General features: G+C 71.2%; 14 protein-coding genes. 9 read left to right on the top strand and 5 right to left on the bottom strand.

All coding sequences use genetic code 11. The features are described 5' to 3' along the window. The first annotated feature begins 126 nt into the window (after window positions 1–126). The 6 genes from ACLQ23_RS13980 (at window position 127) to ACLQ23_RS13955 (ending at window position 6,961) form a co-directional block, all read left to right on the top strand. Window positions 127–828, top strand: a complete 702-nt coding sequence (locus tag ACLQ23_RS13980) for a Uma2 family endonuclease (protein ID WP_425880713.1) — start codon at window positions 127–129, stop codon at window positions 826–828. Window positions 829–980: 152 nt separating this feature from the next. Next, the gene (gene dxr, locus ACLQ23_RS13975) at window positions 981–2,192 is read left to right on the top strand and encodes a 1-deoxy-D-xylulose-5-phosphate reductoisomerase (protein ID WP_355593763.1); all 1,212 of its coding nucleotides are present in this window, start codon (window positions 981–983) and stop codon (window positions 2,190–2,192) included. Beyond that, window positions 2,192–3,442 (top strand): M50 family metallopeptidase, encoded by a 1,251-nt coding sequence (locus ACLQ23_RS13970; RefSeq protein WP_355593765.1) that lies wholly within the window; start codon window positions 2,192–2,194, stop codon window positions 3,440–3,442. The genes dxr and ACLQ23_RS13970 overlap by 1 nt, the downstream gene beginning before the upstream one ends. Window positions 3,443–3,451: 9 nt before the next feature. Beyond that, window positions 3,452–4,624 carry a flavodoxin-dependent (E)-4-hydroxy-3-methylbut-2-enyl-diphosphate synthase gene (gene ispG / locus ACLQ23_RS13965; protein WP_355593767.1) on the top strand — a complete coding sequence of 391 codons (1,173 nt, stop codon included), beginning with the start codon at window positions 3,452–3,454 and terminating at the stop codon, window positions 4,622–4,624. A gap of 183 nt (window positions 4,625–4,807) precedes the next feature. Further along, on the top strand, window positions 4,808–6,031 hold the full coding sequence (locus tag ACLQ23_RS13960; protein ID WP_355593769.1) for an MFS transporter: 1,224 nt from the start codon (window positions 4,808–4,810) through the stop codon (window positions 6,029–6,031). 90 nt (window positions 6,032–6,121) lie between these two features. After that, window positions 6,122–6,961, top strand: a complete 840-nt coding sequence (locus ACLQ23_RS13955; RefSeq protein ID WP_355593771.1) for a GNAT family N-acetyltransferase — start codon at window positions 6,122–6,124, stop codon at window positions 6,959–6,961. A 162-nt stretch (window positions 6,962–7,123) separates the two neighbouring features. Here the strand turns inward: ACLQ23_RS13955 and ACLQ23_RS13950 are convergent, their stop codons facing one another. Next, on the bottom strand, window positions 7,124–7,708 hold the full coding sequence (locus tag ACLQ23_RS13950; RefSeq protein ID WP_425880712.1) for a hypothetical protein: 585 nt from the start codon (window positions 7,706–7,708) through the stop codon (window positions 7,124–7,126). An 849-nt stretch (window positions 7,709–8,557) separates the two neighbouring features. On the opposite strand from ACLQ23_RS13950, the gene ACLQ23_RS13945 reads away from it, so the two are divergent. Then, entirely contained in the window at window positions 8,558–12,064 is a 3,507-nt protein-coding gene (locus ACLQ23_RS13945) for an ABC transporter ATP-binding protein (RefSeq protein WP_355597901.1), read from the top strand. 80 nt (window positions 12,065–12,144) lie between these two features. Here the strand turns inward: ACLQ23_RS13945 and ACLQ23_RS13940 are convergent, their stop codons facing one another. The 4 genes from ACLQ23_RS13940 to ACLQ23_RS13925 form a co-directional block, all read right to left on the bottom strand. Next, window positions 12,145–13,212: an NADH:flavin oxidoreductase/NADH oxidase gene (locus ACLQ23_RS13940; protein WP_355628481.1), complete on the bottom strand. Its 1,068-nt coding sequence runs from the start codon at window positions 13,210–13,212 to the stop codon at window positions 12,145–12,147. A 68-nt stretch (window positions 13,213–13,280) separates the two neighbouring features. Beyond that, window positions 13,281–14,579 carry a dicarboxylate/amino acid:cation symporter gene (locus ACLQ23_RS13935; RefSeq protein ID WP_355597909.1) on the bottom strand — a complete coding sequence of 433 codons (1,299 nt, stop codon included), beginning with the start codon at window positions 14,577–14,579 and terminating at the stop codon, window positions 13,281–13,283. A 197-nt stretch (window positions 14,580–14,776) separates the two neighbouring features. Next, complete coding sequence (locus ACLQ23_RS13930) at window positions 14,777–15,460, bottom strand: DUF998 domain-containing protein (protein WP_355628484.1); 684 nt, start codon at window positions 15,458–15,460, stop codon at window positions 14,777–14,779. Further along, a complete protein-coding gene (locus ACLQ23_RS13925) occupies window positions 15,453–16,418 on the bottom strand; it encodes a glutathione S-transferase family protein (RefSeq protein WP_355597895.1) in 966 nt (321 codons plus the stop codon). The genes ACLQ23_RS13930 and ACLQ23_RS13925 overlap by 8 nt, the downstream gene beginning before the upstream one ends. Window positions 16,419–16,524: 106 nt before the next feature. Between ACLQ23_RS13925 and pcaF the strand changes: the two genes are divergently transcribed. Together pcaF and ACLQ23_RS13915 are read left to right on the top strand one after the other, a co-directional pair. After that, window positions 16,525–17,730, top strand: coding sequence for a 3-oxoadipyl-CoA thiolase (pcaF, locus tag ACLQ23_RS13920; protein ID WP_355597893.1), 1,206 nt, complete (start codon window positions 16,525–16,527; stop codon window positions 17,728–17,730). 150 nt (window positions 17,731–17,880) lie between these two features. Then, complete coding sequence (locus ACLQ23_RS13915; protein ID WP_425735601.1) at window positions 17,881–18,693, top strand: SAM-dependent methyltransferase; 813 nt, start codon at window positions 17,881–17,883, stop codon at window positions 18,691–18,693. The last annotated feature ends 3 nt before the right edge of the window (window positions 18,694–18,696 follow it).

Here is an 18,696-nt window from a genome sequence, read left to right as displayed (position 1 = left end):
GTTCTCGCCGAGGTCCGCCGCGCCGCGCGACTGCTTCGGACGGACCAGGTGTGCGATGGCGCGTTTCGCGGGCTGCGGTCGCTAGGCTGAGCCGAGGAGGATGGTCCGCTGAGGGGGTGAGTCCGGATGGCCCAGGCAGCGTTCGAGCCGCAGCCGCAGCCGCAGCCGCAGCCGCAGCCGCAGCCGCAGCCGCAGCCGGCGCCGGAGCACGCCGAGCCGTCGTTCGACGTGTTGCGGTGGCACGACGAGCCGTGGACCGCGCAGCTCGCCCTCGACCTGTTGCCGGAGACCAACGGCCCCAAGGTTGAGGTCCTGGGCGGAAGCGTGATCGTGACACCACATGCCGGGTACGACCATCAGGACGCGGAGCTGGATCTCGCGTATCACCTCAAGCAGGCAGCCCGCCGCGCCAAGCTGTGGCTCTACCTGGAGACGAACGTCGTCTCGGGTGAGGATCTTTTCATCCCCGACATCGTCATTCTGGACGTGCCGGGCGGCGGCCGAACGACGATGGATATCAGGCATGCCGTGCTGTTGGGTGAGATCGTCTCTCCCGGGAACCGACGCAAGGACATCATCGATCGGCCGCGCGAGTACGCCGCAGTCGGCGTGCCTTTCTTCCTCCGTGTCGACCTGCGCAATCGGGTTCCGACCCTGGCGCTGTACGAGTTGACCGAGGGGGAGTACCGGCCGGTCGCCGCCGCTGCTGCCGGCACGCGATTCGTCATGCGGGAACCGTTTGAGTTTTCCATCGACCCCGCCGACCTGCTCGGTGAGGAGGCACCGCCGGAGACGGCGGCCACCGACTCTGCCGACGGCACGGCTTGATCGACACGGGTTCATGGAAATCGGGGTGTCCGAAGGGTGGGGATACCGCGATTTCCGTGCCGGCGAGCCGATCATGACGAGGTGGGGACGTCGGGCGGGCAGGGGTTGAGGCTCCCAGCGGGCGCGCAGCGGGGGTGGGGAAGAATGGTCCCGTGACTTCCCCCCGCGACCTTGTCCTGCTCGGGTCAACCGGTTCGATCGGCACGCAGGCCATCGACATCGTTCGGCGCAACCCGGACCGGTTCCGGGTGGTCGCGGTGGGTGCGGGCGGCGGCAACGTCGAACTGCTCGCCGCCCAGGCACTGGAGTTGGGTGTCGATGCGGTAGGGGTGGCGAAGGCGTCCGCCGCGCAGGACCTCCAGCTCGCGTTCTATGCCGAGGCGAGCCGGCGCGGCTGGGCCACCGGCGACTTCAAGCTTCCCAAGATCGTGGCCGGCCCGGATGCGATGACCGAGTTGGCGCAGTGGCCGTGCGACATCGTGCTCAACGGTGTGGTCGGCTCGCTGGGCCTCGCTCCTACGCTTGCCGCGCTGCGCTGCGGCCGTACTCTCGCCCTGGCCAACAAGGAGTCACTCGTGGCCGGCGGCCCGCTGGTCAAGGCCGCTGTGACGCGGCCGGGGCAGATCGTGCCAGTCGACTCGGAGCATTCGGCGCTGGCCCAGTGCCTGCGGTCGGGGACGCGCGGCGAGGTACGCCGGTTGATCGTCACGGCCAGCGGCGGCCCGTTCCGGGGTCGGGGCCGCGACGAGTTGACGCAGGTCACACCCGAGCAGGCTCTCGCGCACCCGACCTGGAACATGGGCCCGGTCGTCACGATCAACTCCGCCACCATGGTCAACAAGGCCCTTGAAGTGATCGAGGCGCACGAGCTGTTCGACGTGCCGTACGCCGACATCACAGTGATGGTGCACCCCCAGTCGGTGATCCACTCGATGGTCGAGTTCGTCGACGGCTCGACGATCGCCCAGGCCAGCCCACCGGACATGCGGCTGCCCATCGCGTTGGGCATCGGCTGGCCGGACCGGGTGCCCGAGGCAGCCGCCGCTGTCGACTGGACGACCGCGCACACCTGGGAGTTCGCGCCGCTGGACGACGCGGCGTTTCCGGCCGTCGCCCTCGCGAAGGCCGCGGGGGAGACCGGGCGCTGCCGTCCGGCGATCTACAACGCGGCGAACGAGGAGTGCGTTGCGGCCTTCGTGGCCGGCCGACTGCCCTTCCTCGGCATCGTCGACACCCTCGAGCGCGTGTTGGAGGACGCTCCTGACTTCGCCGAACCAGGTACCGTCGAGGACGTGCTCGCCGCCGAGTCGTGGGCACGCGCGCACGCGCAGGAGATCATCGCGGGTTCGGTGGAAGGAGCTTGATGTCGTACCTGCTCGGGGTGGTTCTCTTCGCCCTGGCCATCCTCATCTCGGTGAGTCTGCACGAGGCGGGGCACCTGCTCACCGCCAAGGCATTCGGGATGAAGGTCACCAAGTACTTCGTCGGCTTCGGCCCCACCATCTGGTCGTTCAAGCGGGGTGAAACCGAGTACGGCCTCAAGGGCATCCCACTCGGCGGCTTCTGCAAGATCGTCGGAATGACCCCGCAGGACGACGACGTCGAGCCCGGCGACGAGTCGCGGGTGATGTGGCGCTACCCCGTCTGGAAGCGGACCATCGTCATGGCCGCCGGGTCGGTCACACACTTCGCGCTCGCCCTGATCACCATCTGGATCCTCGCGGTCTCCGCCGGCCTGCCCAACCCGGACTTCCCGACCACCGACGCGCAGGCCCGCCAGGAGCCCGCTGTCATCCAGCTCAGCGACTGCGTGGTGCCGGAGAACGCGGTGCGGGCGTGCACCCCGGCCGACGCCGCAAGCCCGGCAGCTCAGGCGCAACTGCGCGACGGCGACCGGATCACCTCGATCAACGGCACCCCGATCAACAACTACGGGGACATGCTCACCACGCTGCGCAGCCTCAAGCCTGGTGACACCGCGCAGATCCAGTACGTGCGTGACGGGCAGCAGGGCAACACCAGCACCGTGCTCGCGCAGACCCAGCGTCCACCGCTGGACAACCCGACCGGTGCCGCCGGGCCGGTGGCCGCGCTCGGCGTCGGCCTCGTTCCCAGCACCCCCACCCGCGTGACGTACGGGCCGGTCGGCGCCTTCGGAGCCACCGCCGACTTCACCGGCCAGTTGGCCGTCGGCACCGCCCAGGCCCTGCAACGCCTGCCGCAGAAGGTCCCCGCCCTGTGGACCGCCCTCACCGGCGGCGAGCGGGACATCGACACCCCGATCAGCGTGGTCGGCGCCAGCCGGCTCGGGGGCGAGGCCGTGGAGAACAACGCCTGGCTGGTCTTCTTCATGCTCTTCGTGTCGCTGAACTTCTTCATCGGCGTGTTCAACCTGCTGCCGCTGCTGCCTGTGGACGGCGGCCACATCGCCGTCGCCTGGTTCGAGCGTGCCCGCTCCTGGGTCTACGCTCGGATCGGCCGGGCCGACCCCGGTCGGGTCGACTACCTGAAACTGATGCCCTTCACGTACGCGGTGATCCTCATCGGTGGCGCGTTCACGCTGCTGACAATCGCCGCGGATGTCGTCAACCCGATCACGCTCTTCTCAAGGTGAGTGCCTGAAGTGACAGCAATCAGTCTCGGTATGCCCGCCGTACCGCCCCCGCCGCTCGCTCCTCGCCGGGCCAGCCGTCAGATCATGGTCGGTCCGGTCCCCGTCGGCGGCGGCGCGCCGGTTTCCGTGCAGTCGATGACCACCACCCTCACCTCCGACGTCAACGCGACCCTCCAGCAGATCGCCGAGCTGACGGCGTCCGGCTGCCAGATCGTCCGGGTGGCGGTGCCCTCGCAGGACGACGTCGAGGCGCTGCCCGCGATCGCCAAGAAGTCGCAGATCCCGGTGATCGCCGACATTCACTTCCAGCCGAAGTACGTCTTCGCCGCCATCGACGCCGGCTGCGCGGCCGTCCGGGTCAACCCGGGCAACATCCGCCAGTTCGACGACAAGGTCAAGGAGATCGCCCGTGCCGCGAGGGCGGCGGGGGTGCCGATCCGGATCGGCGTCAACGCCGGCTCACTGGACAAGCGGCTGCTGGCCAAGTACGGCAAGGCCACCGCCGAGGCGCTCGTCGAGTCGGCGCTGTGGGAGTGCTCGCTGTTCGAGGAGCACGGCTTCCGCGACATCAAGATCTCGGTCAAGCACAACGACCCGGTCGTGATGATCCGCGCGTACCGGCAGTTGGCCGAGCAGTGCGACTACCCGCTGCACCTTGGTGTCACCGAGGCCGGCCCGGCGTTCCAGGGCACCATCAAGTCGGCTGTCGCCTTCGGCGCGCTGCTGGCCGAGGGGATCGGCGACACCATCCGGGTGTCGCTGTCCGCCCCGCCGGTGGAGGAGATCAAGGTCGGCAACCAGATCCTTGAGTCGCTGGGTCTGCGCGAGCGCGGCCTGGAGATCGTCTCCTGCCCGTCCTGCGGGCGCGCCCAGGTGGACGTCTACAAGCTGGCCGAGGAGGTCACCGCCGGCCTGGAGGGGCTGCCCGTGCCGCTGCGGGTCGCCGTCATGGGCTGTGTCGTCAACGGCCCCGGCGAGGCCCGCGAGGCCGACCTCGGCGTCGCCTCCGGCAACGGCAAGGGCCAGATCTTCGTCAAGGGGCAGGTCGTCAAGACGGTGCCCGAGGCGCAGATCGTGGAGACCCTGATCGAGGAGGCGCTGCGCATCGCCGACGAGATGGGCGCCGAGCTTCCCGAGGAGTTGCGCGGCCTGGTCACCGGCCCGACCGTCACCGTGCACTGACTTTCCATTTGGGAAAGAGCGGCCGTTCCCCCACGGGAGCGGCCGCTCTTTCTGCATGCCGGCCCACCTGTGCGGCCCGCTCACGCTGGTCGTCGGTGCCGTTCATCATCACCTGACGTAGCGCGTTCATCGCCGACAAGAACGGGGCTGCAAACCGTACGTACGTCTTGTTACGGTATCGGCATGCGGCTGCTTCCACCGTCCGGTCCGGCCCGGACGCTCACCCTGGGCACCCTGGTCAAGACGATCGGGCGGGGCCTCTGGCTGGTCTCCAGCGCGCTCTTCCTCACCCGCTCCGTCGGGCTCTCGCCCACCCAGGTGGGTATCGGACTGACCATCTCGGCGCTTGTCGGCGTCCTGGCCAGCGCCCCGAGCGGCTACCTGGCCGATCGGGTCGGGCCACGGGGCATGCAGGTCGGGGCACTTGTCGCCGCCGGCACTCTCACCACGGGCCTGATCGCCGTTCGGTCGTTTCCCGCATTCCTGGTGGTGGGTGCCGCCACGGCACTCGCCGACGCGGTCGAGCGCGGTGCCCGCGGCGCGCTGATCGCCGGCACGGTCCCCGCCGACCAGCGGGTCCAGACCCGCGCGTACCTGCGGGCCACCACAAACGTCGGCATCTCCGTCGGTGCCGTCCTCGGCGGCTTCGCCATCGCCAGCGACACCCACACCGGATACGTCGCACTGATCCTCACGGCGGCGGCGGCATCGCTGGTCGCGGCGGCCGTCCTCCTCCGGCTGCCCACCGTCGCCCCCGTCGCCGCACCGACACACGGGCCCCGTCTGATCGCCCTGCGGGACCGCCCGTTCCTCGTATTCACCCTGCTCGACGGACTGATGTCCATGCACTTCAGCCTGCTCACCATCGCGCTGCCGCTCTGGATCGCCGGGCACACACGCGCATCCCTGTGGATGATCTCCGTGTTGACGCTTGTCAACACGGCGCTTGTGGTGCTCCTTCAGGTGCGCGCCGCACGCGGCGCCGACACTCTGCTCGGCGCCGCCCGCTCCTCCCGCCGAGCCGGCGTGGCCATCGCGCTGGCCTGCCTGCTCTTCGCCGCCAGCGGCGCCCTACCCGCGGCCGGCGCCATCGGACTGCTCTGCTGCGGGTCGCTGGTGCACGGCACCGGCGAGCTGTGGCACTCCGCCGCCGGCTGGGGCATCTCCTTCGGTCTCGCTCCGGCCGACGCGCAGGGGCAGTACCAGGGCACGTACGGCATGGGCTACGAACTGGGAAAGATGCTCGCGCCGGTCGTGGTGACCAGCCTCGCCCTCGGTTGGGGCGTGCCGGGATGGGTTGCGCTCGGTGGGCTGTTCCTCCTCCTCGGCGCCCTGGTACCCCCGGTTGTCCGGTGGGCCGCACGCACCCGCACGACCGTCCCTTCGGGCGAGACGGTGGCCGTCTGAGGGTCCGACCCGCCCGGCTGGTGACCGTCTCCTGCTCGGCCTCGCCACTCGGCCGGCGAGGTGGCAGGTTGATCTGGCAGGCTGGTGGTCGTGCTGACGGTGCCGGTACGGCAACTGGGAGAATCGGAACGCCGCGCGGTCGAACGCCTGCTCGACCGCGACCCGTTCGCGGGCGCGCAGGTCGCCGAGCGGATATCCGCGCGCGGGCTGTCCTGGTGGCGGGCCGAGGGCAGAATTCTGGGGTACGGCGCGCGACGCAACCTCGAATCACTCTGCTGGCTCGGCGGCAACCTCACCCCCGTGCTCGCCAACGACGCCGCCGTGGCGGCCTTCGCCGACCTGCTCGCCGGCGAGGAACGGCTCTGCTCATCCATCGTCGGGCGCGCCGACGCCGTCCTCGGTCTCTGGGACCGCCTGTCCGGCACGTGGGGCCCCGCCCGCGACGTGCGCCCCAACCAGCCGCTGTTGGCCACCGAGACGCTGCCGACCATCCCCGCCGACCCAGAGGTACGCCAGGTCCGCTCCGGCGAGGTCGACAAACTCTTTCCGGCAGCCGTGGCCATGTACACCGAGGAGGTCGGAGTCTCGCCACTTGCCGACGACGCCGGCCGCAGCTACCGCCGCAGGGTCAACGACCTGGTCCGCTCCGGCCGCGCTTACGCCCGGTTCGTCGACGGCACTGTCGTGTTCAAGGCCGAACTGGCAGTCGTGACCAAGCGGACCGCCCAAGTCCAGGGCGTCTGGGTGGCACCGGAGTGGCGCGGCCGGGGCATCGCCGCCGCCGCCATGGCCGCCGTCGTCCGCGACGCGCTGCTGCGGGTCGCCCCGACAGTCAGCCTGTACGTCAACGACTTCAACCTGCCGGCCCGCCGGGTCTACGAGCGCTGCGGCTTCCAACCCATCGGCACGCTCGCCACCGTCCTCTTCTGACCGCGGTGAGGTCGGCCCCTTCGGGGTACGGCCTCAGCTTCGGAGGCAGGCACGCTCAGCGCTCGGATTCTGGCGCTGCGCTCTCGGTTCACGTATGCCGATGGCCGGCACCCCTCGTGTTGGGGGGTGCCGGCCATCAGTCAGTGCGTCATGCGGGTGGGGTCAGCTGTTCCAGTGCTGGGCGACGAGGTCGGCGGCCTGCTGCTCCCACTGGGCGTAGGCGTCCGGGTAGGCGGATACCTGGACGGTCTGCGCGGCCACGGTCAGGGGCATGTCCTGCCAGCCGTCGACCTGCTTCAAACCCTTGAGGAAGGCGGTGGTGGAGTAGTCGGGGTCGGTGATCTGCTCCACGGTGCCCCAGCCGGAGCTCGGGCGCTGCTGGAACAGGCCCTGCGAGTCGTGGTCGTTGCGCTCACCCAGGTGACCCAGGTTCTCCAACTTCGACTCCTGCAAGCTCGTGCCGATCGAGATCACCGCGGCGCGCTCGGGCATACCGGCCTTCTTCGTCGCGGCGATGATCGCCTTGACGTTGGCGGTCTGCTCGTCATTCAGGGCGATGCGCGACTGCGCGCCCTGGGTGCCGTGCGGGATCAGCTTGGCGGTGTCGGGCTTGTCGGCCTGCACGACCGCGACGGGCTTGCCATCCACCGGCGCGGCGGAGTGGGCGGCGATGGGGCCGGCGAAGATGCCACCGGCGAAGGCGAGACCGGCAACGGACAGCATGCTCTTACGGATGATCGTGTTCATGGGGGTAGCTCCTTCAGGGGTAGGAAACACCCGCCAACCCAAAAGGGGGATGGGCGCGCGGGTGTGAGCACCTCGTCCGGCGCTGCACAAAAACAAAGGGGGGAAGGTCGTTCACGGCGGCTGGGCGCGGGGGGCGCCTCTGGCGGCCGGTCCATGTGTAACCACCCGGGGGTCGGGGTCATTCCCGGGGCGGCCTATCCATTGGCTACCGCGTCGAGCCGGCTCCACGGTCCAGGCAGCGTCCCCGCGAGAGGGGGGCCTGCGGCCGGTGGTACTGCGACCGTCAGGGGTATGTAACCCGGCCGGGGCCGCCGCGATTCCGGCCTGGGGATGCCACCGGTCACACCCAGAAACCCCCGCCAATGGACATACCGCCCACATGTCCGCCGCAAGGCGTCGCCGAATCGGTCAGCCGGGCGGTGATCGACTCGGGTTCCTTGAAACCGGGGCATCCCTCGCAGTCGGACACACCGGTTTCAAGGAAGACGAGTTGACCATGCTGGCGAGGCTGTTCCAGCTGTCCTGCAAGCGCTGGCGCGGTCAATCCGCATGCTCGCGTCGACCGTGGGTGGCCAGCGAGCCGGTGGGCTGGGGTCGCGGGAGCGGCCGGACCCCGACGGCGAGGCAGAAGCCGCCGGGGGTCGGAGGCGACCCGTCGGCCGTTCGAGGACGTGTCGGAACCGCTGTGCGGCGGCGGCCTGGGCAAAGTGACCCGGGCGCCCGGCGCGAGCGACGGGGCGCTCTGCGGCGCTGATCTCGGGGCTTCCTCAAGGCGGGTAAATCGGTTGATTCGGCGGCGTTGGGGCCGGCACGCTGGGTGCTCAGCCACCCACAGCCGGAGGAACTCCGATGCGTCTGCTCCGTGATCTGTGGGGCACCTCTGCACGCCGTATGACGATGGTGGCGGTCCTGATCGTGCTCGGTGCCGCAGGTCAAGCTGGCGCGTCGGCGCTCGCGGGCGCGGTGCTCGTGCATCGCTCGGCCGGCTTCTTCACGGTGCTGGCCGCAGCGCTCGTCGCCGTGGTGATCAGCGACCTCGCGGTGAGCCTGCTGATGGCCGGTCTGACCGCCGACTGGTCCGCTGACGTGCGCCGCCGGCTCTGCCGGGTCGCCCTCGGGCAGGACCTGCCCACCCTGGAGACCACTCCGGTGGGCGAGTTGCTCGACCGCATCGACGGGGACGTCTACCAGGTGGCGTCGGCGGTCCGTAACCAGGGGACGCGGCTCGCCCAGGGGCTCTGCGTCGGCCTGCTGTCGATGGTCGTCGCGGTGGTCGTATGGTGGCCGGCCGGGCTCGCGATGCTGCTGCTCACTGTGGTGCTCGCGGTCGGACTGCGCCGGCCCACTGCGAAGATCGGCCCGGCCCGGATGGCCGAGGAGGAGGCCTGGTCGGATCTGGCAGCGGTGATGGAGGAGGCGGTGCACGGCCAGGACGACGTACGGACGAGTCTGGCCCGGCCGTACGTGCTCCGGCTGTACGCCCGGCGGGCCGCCGCAGTGCTGTCCCGGGGCCGTGTGGTCTGGGTGTTGTCCGCCCGGGTGGCCACGGCCGCCACCGCGACGATCCGGGCCGGCATCGGAGTGGTGGTGCTCGGCGGGGCGTGGGCGTTGGCCACCGGCCGGGTCGACGCCGCCCGGCTCACCGCCATCTGGCTGCTCGCCCTGGCGTTCGGCGCCACTGCGGAGCACGTCAGTCGCATGGTGCCGGAGATCCAGGAGGCCCTCGGCGCGTGGGCGCGGGTGCAACTGCTCCAGAAGGCCCGGCAGGAGCCCGTCGGCGGGGCCGCCCCGACCGAGGGTGACCTGCGGATCCGTGACCTGACATTCCGGTACGACGTGAGCGGTGAGGAGACGGGCCGGGGGGCCGCACTGCGGGGGCTCAGCCTCACCTTCGCGCGTGGCCGTTCGTACGCGCTGATCGGGCGTACCGGCTCGGGTAAGTCGACACTGGCGAAGGTGCTCACCAGGGCTGTCGACGTGCCGCCGGGAACGGTGTTCCTCGGCGGCACCGACCTGTGCGACCTCGATGTGGAGCAGTTGCGTCGCTGGGTGGCGCTCGTACCGCAGCGCACCGAGATCCTGGCCGGCACGCTCGTCGAGAACGTCGCGCTCTTCGACCCTGCGCTGCTCGACGCCGCCGCTCGGGCACTCGACGAGCTGGGTCTGGCCGGCTGGATCGCCGAGCTGCCGGACGGGCTGGCGACCCGGCTGGGGGAGGGCGGGCACGTGCTCTCCGCCGGTCAGGAGCAGTTGGTGGCGTTCGCCCGGATCCTGGTCCGGGAGCCGCACGTGGTGGTCCTCGACGAGGCCACCGCACGGCTGGACCCGGTCACCGAGGCACGGGTGCAGCGGGCCACCGAACGGCTGCTGCGCGACCGGATCGGGATCGTCATCGCGCACCGCCTCTCGTCAGTACGCCGCTGCGACGAGGTGGTGGTGCTTTCCGACGGCGCCGTGGTCGAGGCCGGCCCGCTGGAGACGTCGACGCATTTCGCCGAACTGCTGGCGACCAGTCACGCCGCCGCCTATGCGGCGGCGGCGCCGGCTGGCCGCAGCGGCGCCGGCACCGACCTGCTGGTCGGCCCCAACCCTGCTGATGCCTGGCCGACCGAGCCGGCGCTCGCACCGGCCGAGCAGGACGCGCCGCCTCGCGCCGATCCGCCGCCTTTGCCGCCCATGCCACCGGCGCGGACGCTTCGCGAGATCGCCCGGCTCTGCACGAACGATCCCCGGTACGGGCTGGCCGCGGTCGGGCTGTTCCTCGTGGTCACCCTGCTGGGGTTGGACGGCCCCGTGCTGCCCTGGCTCTGGGCCGATGTTGTCGACGGGACGGGCAGCCCGTACCTACCGGCGTTGGGGATCATGGCCGGGCTGCTGGTGACGCTGCCGGTGCCGTACTACACCCACGTCTGGTTCCCCGGGTGGTGGGTGCGGCAGATGTTGCGGATCGGCCTTCGTCTGGTCCACGGCCAGACCGGGGCGCGTCGGGTCAGCTCACATACCCCGGCCGAGGTGGTGGCGCAGGGTGGCGACACCGAGCGGGTGGTCCAGCTCGCCGACAACGTGCTGGACCAGGCCGTCGCGCTGGTGATGGTGGTCGCCATGACGGCTGTCACCGGCAGCGTCGTACCCGCGTTGTTCTTCCTCGGCACGATGGTGGTTTCCGGGCTTGCCGCGACGCTGTTCGGCCCGAAGCTGGAGCGCGCGGCCCGGGCGACTGTGGCGGCGCGGGCCTCCTTCGCCACCGCGCTGGTCTCCGCGCTGTCCGCGGCGCGGACGGTGAAGCTCGCCGGTGCGACCGCCGCGGTGCTGCGTCACCTGGCGGACCTGGACGTGCTGCGCAGTGACAGGCAGCGGCGGGAGATCTCGGTGCAGGTGTGGTCGCGCTCCACGCCGTCGGTGGCCAGTGGGCTGTTGCCGATCGGCGCGTGGGCGCTCTACCTGAGCGGCGGGCTCTCCGCCGGGGCGGTGCTGGTCGCCGTCTCCACACTGGGTGCGGCCCGCTGGTTCGCCTGGACGACAGCGTCGCTGATCTCCCAGATGCCCTCGGCGCGGGTCTGGACCCGACGGACGGTGGCGATGACCGGGACGAACGTGTACTCCGCGGGGGTCCCGGCGGTCGACCTGGCCGCCGGGACCGCGCCCGCGCCGACCATGCCGCCCCGGCATCCGCTGCGCCGGCTGGAGCTGCGCGGCTTCGGGGTGGTGCATTCCGACGGTACGGTCGCAGTCCGCAACGTGGACCTGACCGTGCAGCGTGGGCAGTTGGTGCTGGTCGTGGGGCCTGTCGGCGCGGGAAAGTCGTCGCTGTTGCGGGCGTTGGCCGGGATCGTGCACCACACCGGTGAGCTGACCTGGAACGGCGACCCGGTCACCGAGCCGGAGCTGTTCCTGCGCCCCAACCAGGTCGGCTACGTCGGCCAGCTGCCCCGGGTGCTGTCCGGCACGGTGGCCGACAACATCGCGCTCGGGCACCAGGTGGACGCTGCCGGGGCTGTCACCACCGCGCAGCTCGACCACGACCTGGCCGCAGCTGGTGGAGGGCTGGGGCTGCTCATCGGGCACAAGGGCACCCGGCTCTCCGGTGGGCAGTTGCAGCGGTTGGCGTTGGCTCGGGCGCTGGCACCGCGTACCGAATTGCTGGTGGCCGACGACGTGTCGTCGGCGCTTGACGTCACGACGGAGCTGGCGCTGTGGCAGGCGCTGCGGGCGCACGGGGTGACAGTGGTGGGGTCGACCGCGAAGCGGGCCGCGCTGGTCCGGGCCGACCACGTGGTGGTCCTGCAAGCCGGCACTGTGGCGGCCCAGGGCACCTGGCGGGACCTGGAGGGCGACTGGTCGCACCTGGCTGGCTGAACGGCCGGGTGGCTGCCGAACAACGGCAGCCACCCGGCCGGCGCAGCTCACGAGCCAGCGGGGTTCAGGGGGCGCCGGGTTCAGGAGGCGCGGGCGTACTGCGCCGGTCCGGTGTACGCGACGCCGAGCTTCGCGGCGGCCCGGCGGGGCCAGTACGGGTCACGCAGCAGCTCCCGGCCGAGCAGCACGAGATCCGCCTCGCCGCTGGCGATGATCTGCTCGGCGTGCTCGGGCTCCACGATGAGTCCGACAGCGCCTGTCGGTACGCCGGCCTCGCGGCGGATCTGGGCGGCCAGCGGCACCTGGTAGCCGGGGCCGACCGGGATGCGCTGGTCCACGCTGACGCCGCCGGAGGACGCGTCGACGAGGTCCACGCCGACACCTGCCAACTCGCCGGCGAGCACCACGCTGTCCTCGATCGTCCAGCCGCCGTCGACCCAGTCGGTGGCGGAGATGCGGGTGAGCACCGGCACGCTCTCGCCGACCGCTGCGCGTACCGCGCGGGCCACCTCAACTGTGAGCCGCATCCGGGCGGCCCGGTCACCGCCGTAGGCGTCGGTGCGGTGGTTGCTCAGCGGCGACAGGAACTCGTGCAGCAGGTAGCCGTGCGCGGCGTGGATCTCCACGGCGGCGAACCCGGCGGCGAGGGCCCGCTCGGCGGCTGCGGCGAATGCCTCGATGACCCCGGCGATGCCTGCCGCGTCGAGGGCTGTCGGCGTCCGGTAGTCGGCGGCGAACGGCTCCGATCCGGGGCCGACGGGCGTCCAGCCGCCCTCGACGTCCGGTACGCCGCCGCGCTCCGGTGCCCACGGCCGGTACGTGGAGGCCTTGAACCCGGCGTGCGCGAGCTGGACGGCCGGCACCGCGCCGTGGGCGGCCACGAACGCTGTCACGGGACGCCACGCGTCGACGTGCGCGCCGGACCACAACCCGGTGTCCTGCGGGCTGATCCGACCCTCGGGCAGCACTGCCGTCGCCTCGCTCAGCACCAGCCCGACCCCGCCGACCGCGCGGGTGCCGAGGTGGATGAGGTGCCAGTCGGTGGGCAGACCGTCGGGACCGGCGGAGTACTGGCACATCGGGGCCATGGCGATCCGGTTGGCCAGAGTGACCGCGCGCAGGGCCAGGGGAGTGAACAGGGAACTCATGAACTCATCCTCTCCGACACGACGACAAGCCCTCGGGGTGAGGGCCTGTCGCCGTGCGGGTGTGTCGGTCAGGCGGGGGCGGGGGCGGGGCTCAGATCGGGGCGCGTCTGCGCGACCGGCTCCGGGTCGGTCAGGTCCCGCCGGCCGGCGGCGTCGTACGCGGCCCTGTCGAGGGTGCCTTCGCGGGCGGCCACGACCGTCGGCACGAGCGCCTGCCCGGCCACGTTGGTGGCGGTCCGGATCATGTCCAGGATCGGGTCGATGGCCAGCAGCAGGCCGGCGCCGGCAAGCGGCAGACCCAGCGTGCTCAGGGTGAGGGTGAGCATCACGATCGCCCCGGTAAGGCCGGCGGTGGCTGCCGAGCCGACCACCGATACGAAGGCGATGAGCAGGTAGTCGGTGACGCCGAGGTGCACGCCGAACACCTGGGCCACGAAGATCGCGGCGAGTGCCGGGTAGATGGCGGCGCAGCCGTCCATCTTCGTGGTGGCGCCGAAGGGCACCGCGAACGAGGCGTACTCGCGGGGGACGCCGAGGCGCTCGACGGAGCGTTGGGTCACCGGCATGGTGCCGACCGAGGAGCGGGATACGAATGCCAGCTCGATCGCCGGCCAGGCGCCGGCGAAGAAGCGCAGCGGGTTGAGGCGGCCGGCGAGGACCAGCACCAGTGGGTAGACCACGAACAGCACGAGGGCGCAGCCGACGTAGACGGCTGTGGTGAACTTCGCGAGGGGGGCCAGCAGGTCCCAGCCGTACGAGGCGACGGCGTTTCCGATCAGGCCGAGGGTGCCGATCGGCGCGAGCCGGATGACCCACCAGAGCGCCTTCTGGACGATCTCCAGCAGGGAGCGGTTCAGTGCCACGAACGGCTCGGCGGCGTCACCGACCAGCAGCGCCGCGGCGCCGACCACGAGGGCGAGGAAGACGATCTGGAGGACGTTGCCCTCGACGAACGCGCCGACCGGGTTGGTCGGCACGATGCCGGTGAGGAAGTCGGTCCAGGAGCCGGTGTTCTTCGGCGGGGCTGCCGCACCGACGTCGAGGGTGACGCCCCTGCCCGGGTTGACGAGCAGGCCGAGGCCGATGCCGATGCTCACCGCGATCAGCGCGGTGATGCCGAACCACATGAGGGTCTTCACGGCGAGCCGGGCGGCGTTCGCCACGCCGCGCAGGCTGACCACGCTGACCACGATCGCGGTGAAGACGAGTGGCGGTACGGCCAGCTTGAGCAGCTGGACGAAGAGGCTGCCGACGGTGTGCAGGGTGCTCGTGAGCCAGCTCAGGTCATTGCTCCGGGCAACGAAACCGAATGCGACGCCGAGTGCCAGGCCAAGAAGTATCTGCACGGAGAAGGGAATCTTGCGCAGGCCAAAAGACATGAGAATGATCCAATTGTCGGGTCTGGTCGGGGTAGGCGCGGGAAGCGGCTACGCCGGACAGATGCCGCTGGCCTGTAGTCGGAGATCGACGTACAGGCGGACGGTGAGGCCCCAGACATTGGTCATCGATGACTGACAGTACGCCGATGGCGAGCCGCCGCAAGGAGCGCTGACCGTGACGCTCCCTACGGGCGTGAAGACCCGAACGGCGGAATAAACCTGCCCACTGCCAGCACGGTGGCGGTGACCATCGCCCACAGCACCGCGAGCGCGAGGACCAGCCGTTCCAGCACGCCCACAAGCGTTCCCCGGCCGACGACAAGCATGGCCAGCCCGATCGCCGCGCACAGCGGGAAGGCGAGCATCGCCGCGCGAGCCGCCAACCGGCGCACCGCCGACCCCGCCTGCTCGGACACGGCAAGCACCGCCATGGTGAGGACCACCGCCCCGGTCGCCACGATGCTCGCGCCACCATGCACCAGGTCGGCCACCGTGGCCCGCTCGAACGGCGGCAACGGACAGCCCTCCGAGCAGGTCACCGCCCCGGACACGGCGGTGGACACCGCGCCGGTGGCCAGCAGCGCCGGGGCCGCCACCCGCACCCCGGGCGGCAACGCCACGGCGAGCAGCAGCAACGCGCCGGCCAACGCCAGGATCCCGATCCGGTACGTCGAGGCGTACGCGCTGCCGGCGATGCCCGCCTCGCTCACGTACCCGGCGAGGCCCGGACCTGGACCGGCGACCACCGCTACCGTCACCGCTACCGCACCGGCAAGCGCGCCTCCGGCAGATGCCGACGCGGCGAGCCTGCGGGCGACGTCCGAGCGCGCGGGGGCGGCCTCGACGCTGGCCCGCGCCCGGTCAGCCACGGCCGTGCGGGGTGGTCCAACCGGACTCGTCAGGCCCCAACGGCACGATGCCGCTCGGGTTGATCGCCCCGTGGGTGCCGTAGTAGTGCCGCTTGATGTGGTCGAAGTCCACAGTCTCGCCGAAGCCAGGGGTCTGGAACAGGTCGCGGGCGTACGCCCAGAGCACCGGCATCTCGGTCAACTTGTTGCGGTTGCACTTGAAGTGCCCGTGGTAGGCGGCGTCGAAGCGGACCAGTGTGGTGAACAGCCGTACGTCGGCCTCGGTGATCGCGTCGCCCATCAGGTAACGCCTGTCGGTGAGCCGCTGCGACAGCGCGTCCAACCTGGCGAAGAGCGCCCGGAACGCCTCGTCGTACGCCTCCTGGGAGGTGGCGAACCCGCACCGGTAGACGCCGTTGTTGACGTCGGTGTGGATCTCGGCCATCAGCGCGTCCATCTCGGGGCGCAGTTCGACCGGGTAGAGGTCCGGTGCGTCGGGGGCGTGCAGTCGTCGCCACTCGGTGGAGAAGTCGAGCGTGAGCTGCGGATAGTCGTTAGTCACCACCCGGCCCGTGAGCGTGTCGACAAGCGCCGGCACTGTCACCCGGCCGGTGTAGTCCGGGTCGGTCGCCAGGTACGCCTCGGAGAGGAAACCCACGCCGAGGACCGGGTCGAAGCCGTCCGGGTCGAGGGCGAACGCCCAACCCCGCTCGTCACGGATCGGGTCGACGGTGCCCAGCGAGATCGCGTCGTCAAGCCCGAGCAACCCGCGCACGATCCTCGCCCGGTGCGCCCACGGACAGGCACGGCACCAGATGAGCCGATAACGACCGGCCTCCAGTGGCCAGCGGCCCTGGTCGTCGGGACCGCCGCCGGGCGGGGATGTCGACTCCGGGGTGACCCGACCGGTGAACCGGTTGGGCTGGCGGACGAACGCGCCGCCGCCGCTGGTCTCTGCGCTGAACTGGGGCCGGGCCATGCCGCAAACCTATCCGCTGCGAGCGCGGATATCCTGGCGGCCGGCAGCCCTCGCGACCCGGTGGGTGTGCCCCGCCCCCGCCGTCTGCACCCCCGAAGGACTCGCGATGACCGTGGCATACCTGGTGGCCGGTGTCCGTACCCCGATCGGCCGGTACGCCGGCGCGCTGGCCGGCGTCCGCCCTGACGACCTGGCCGCGCACGTGATCCGTGAGCTTGTGGCCCGCCACCCGTCGGTGGACTGGGCCCGCGTCGACGACGTCGTGCTCGGCTGCGCCAACCAGGCCGGCGAGGACAACCGCAACGTGGCCCGGATGGCGGCGCTGCTTGCCGGTCTGCCCGAGGAGGTGCCGGGCAGCACGGTCAACCGGCTCTGCGGTTCGGGGCTTGACGCTCTCGCCACCGCCGCCCGGTCCATCGTCGCGGGTGACGCGGAGATTGTGGTCGCCGGTGGGGTCGAGAGCATGAGCCGGGCGCCGTTCGTGATGCCCAAGGCCACGTCGGCGTACTCCCGCTCGGCCGAGGTGCACGACACCACACTTGGCTGGCGGCTCGTCAACCCGCTGATGCGTAACGGCTGGGGGGTCGACTCGATGCCGGAGACGGCGGAGAACGTGGCCGCCGAGTACGGCGTCGGCCGGGCCGAGCAGGACGCCTTCGCGTACCGCTCGCAGCAGCGCGCGGCACTGGCGCAGGCCGCCGGCCGGTTCGCCGAAGAGATCGTGCCGGTCACAGTGCCGGCGGGTCGTCGGGAGACCCGGCTGGTCGAGGTCGACGAGCACCCGCGGGAGACGTCGCTGGAGAAGCTCGCCGCGCTGCCGACACCGTTCCGCGACGGCGGCACTGTGACCGCCGGCAACTCGTCGGGCGTCAACGACGGCGCTGTCGCGCTGCTGGTGGCGAGCGAGGCCGCGGTGGCCCGCTACGGCCTGACCCCGCTGGCCCGCATCGGCGGCGCGGCGGCGGCCGGCGTGCCGCCCCGGATCATGGGGATCGGCCCGGTGCCGGCCACCCGCAAACTGCTCGACCGGGTCGGCGTCGAGTTGGGCGCAGTGGATGTGGTCGAGCTGAACGAGGCGTTCGCGGCGCAGTCCGTGGCGGTGCTGCGGGAGTTGGGCCTGCCGGTGGACGCCGAACACGTCAACCCGAACGGCGGGGCCATCGCGCTCGGGCACCCGCTGGGCGCCAGCGGTGCCCGGCTGGCGTTGACCGCCGCCCTGGAGTTGCGCCGTCGCGGCGGCCGGTGGGCGCTTGCCACAATGTGCATCGGCGTCGGTCAAGGTATCTCGCTGTTGCTGGAGTCGGCCGGCTGAGCGCGGAAAGAGCGTGAGGGGATCTCCCGAACGCGGGAGTCGGCGGCCTAGAGTGGTCCACACCACACAAAACGCGGGGTCGGCCGGTGGTCGCAGGGGCAGCCGGCGCCGAGCCGCCTCGCCCGCGGCGCTGAACTGGGGAGCACGCTGATGCCGGACGGACTGCCGACCGAGATTGACCTGACCAGGCCGAGCGCGGCCCGGGTGTACGACTACTTCCTGGGCGGGGCACACAACTTCGAGATCGACAGGCAGTTGGCCGAGCAGATCGCCAGCATGACCCCGAATCTCGCCGCCACCATGCGCTCCGGCCGGGAGTTCCTGCGCCGGGCCGTCCGGGCGCTGCTCGACGTCGGTATCGACCAGTTCCTCGACATCGGCTCCGGAATTCCCACCGTGGGCAACGTGCACGAGGTGGCCCAGGCCGCGAACCCGAAGGCCCGGGTGGTGTACGTCGACATCGACCCGGTGGCCGTCGCGCACAGCCGGGAACTGCTCGCCGGCAACGACCTGACCGGTGTGATCCACGCCGACCTGCGGGAGCCGGCGCGCATCCTCGAAGAGACCCGGCGGCTCGGGCTCATCGACTTCAGTCGACCGATGGGCATCCTGCTGGCCGGGGTGGTGCACTTCATCCCGGACGCCGACCGCCCCGAGGACATCCTGGCCACGCTGCGGGCCGCCGCCGCGCCCGGCAGCTTCCTTGTCATCTCGCACTCCACATTCGAGGACCAGCCGCAGGAGATGCTCGACGCCCAGCGCCTCTCCTCCCGGACCGACACCGAGATCACCCTGCGCTCCCGCGCTCAGGTCACCGGCTTCTTCGGCGACTGGACGGTGCTCGAACCGGGCGTGGTGCACATGCCGCTCTGGCGCCCCGACTCGCCGGCCGACGTGGACGAGCACCCGGAGCGGTTCGGTGCCTTCGGGGGCGTGGCCCGGTACGACCAGTCCGTCGGCTGATCC

Origin of the sequence: Micromonospora sp. DT41 (assembly GCF_049841715.1) — a bacterium.
In the GTDB taxonomy this organism is placed as follows: domain Bacteria; phylum Actinomycetota; class Actinomycetes; order Mycobacteriales; family Micromonosporaceae; genus Micromonospora; species Micromonospora profundi.
Note: the sequence above shows the minus strand (reverse complement) of the source record. Positions and strands in the feature narration are given on the sequence as shown.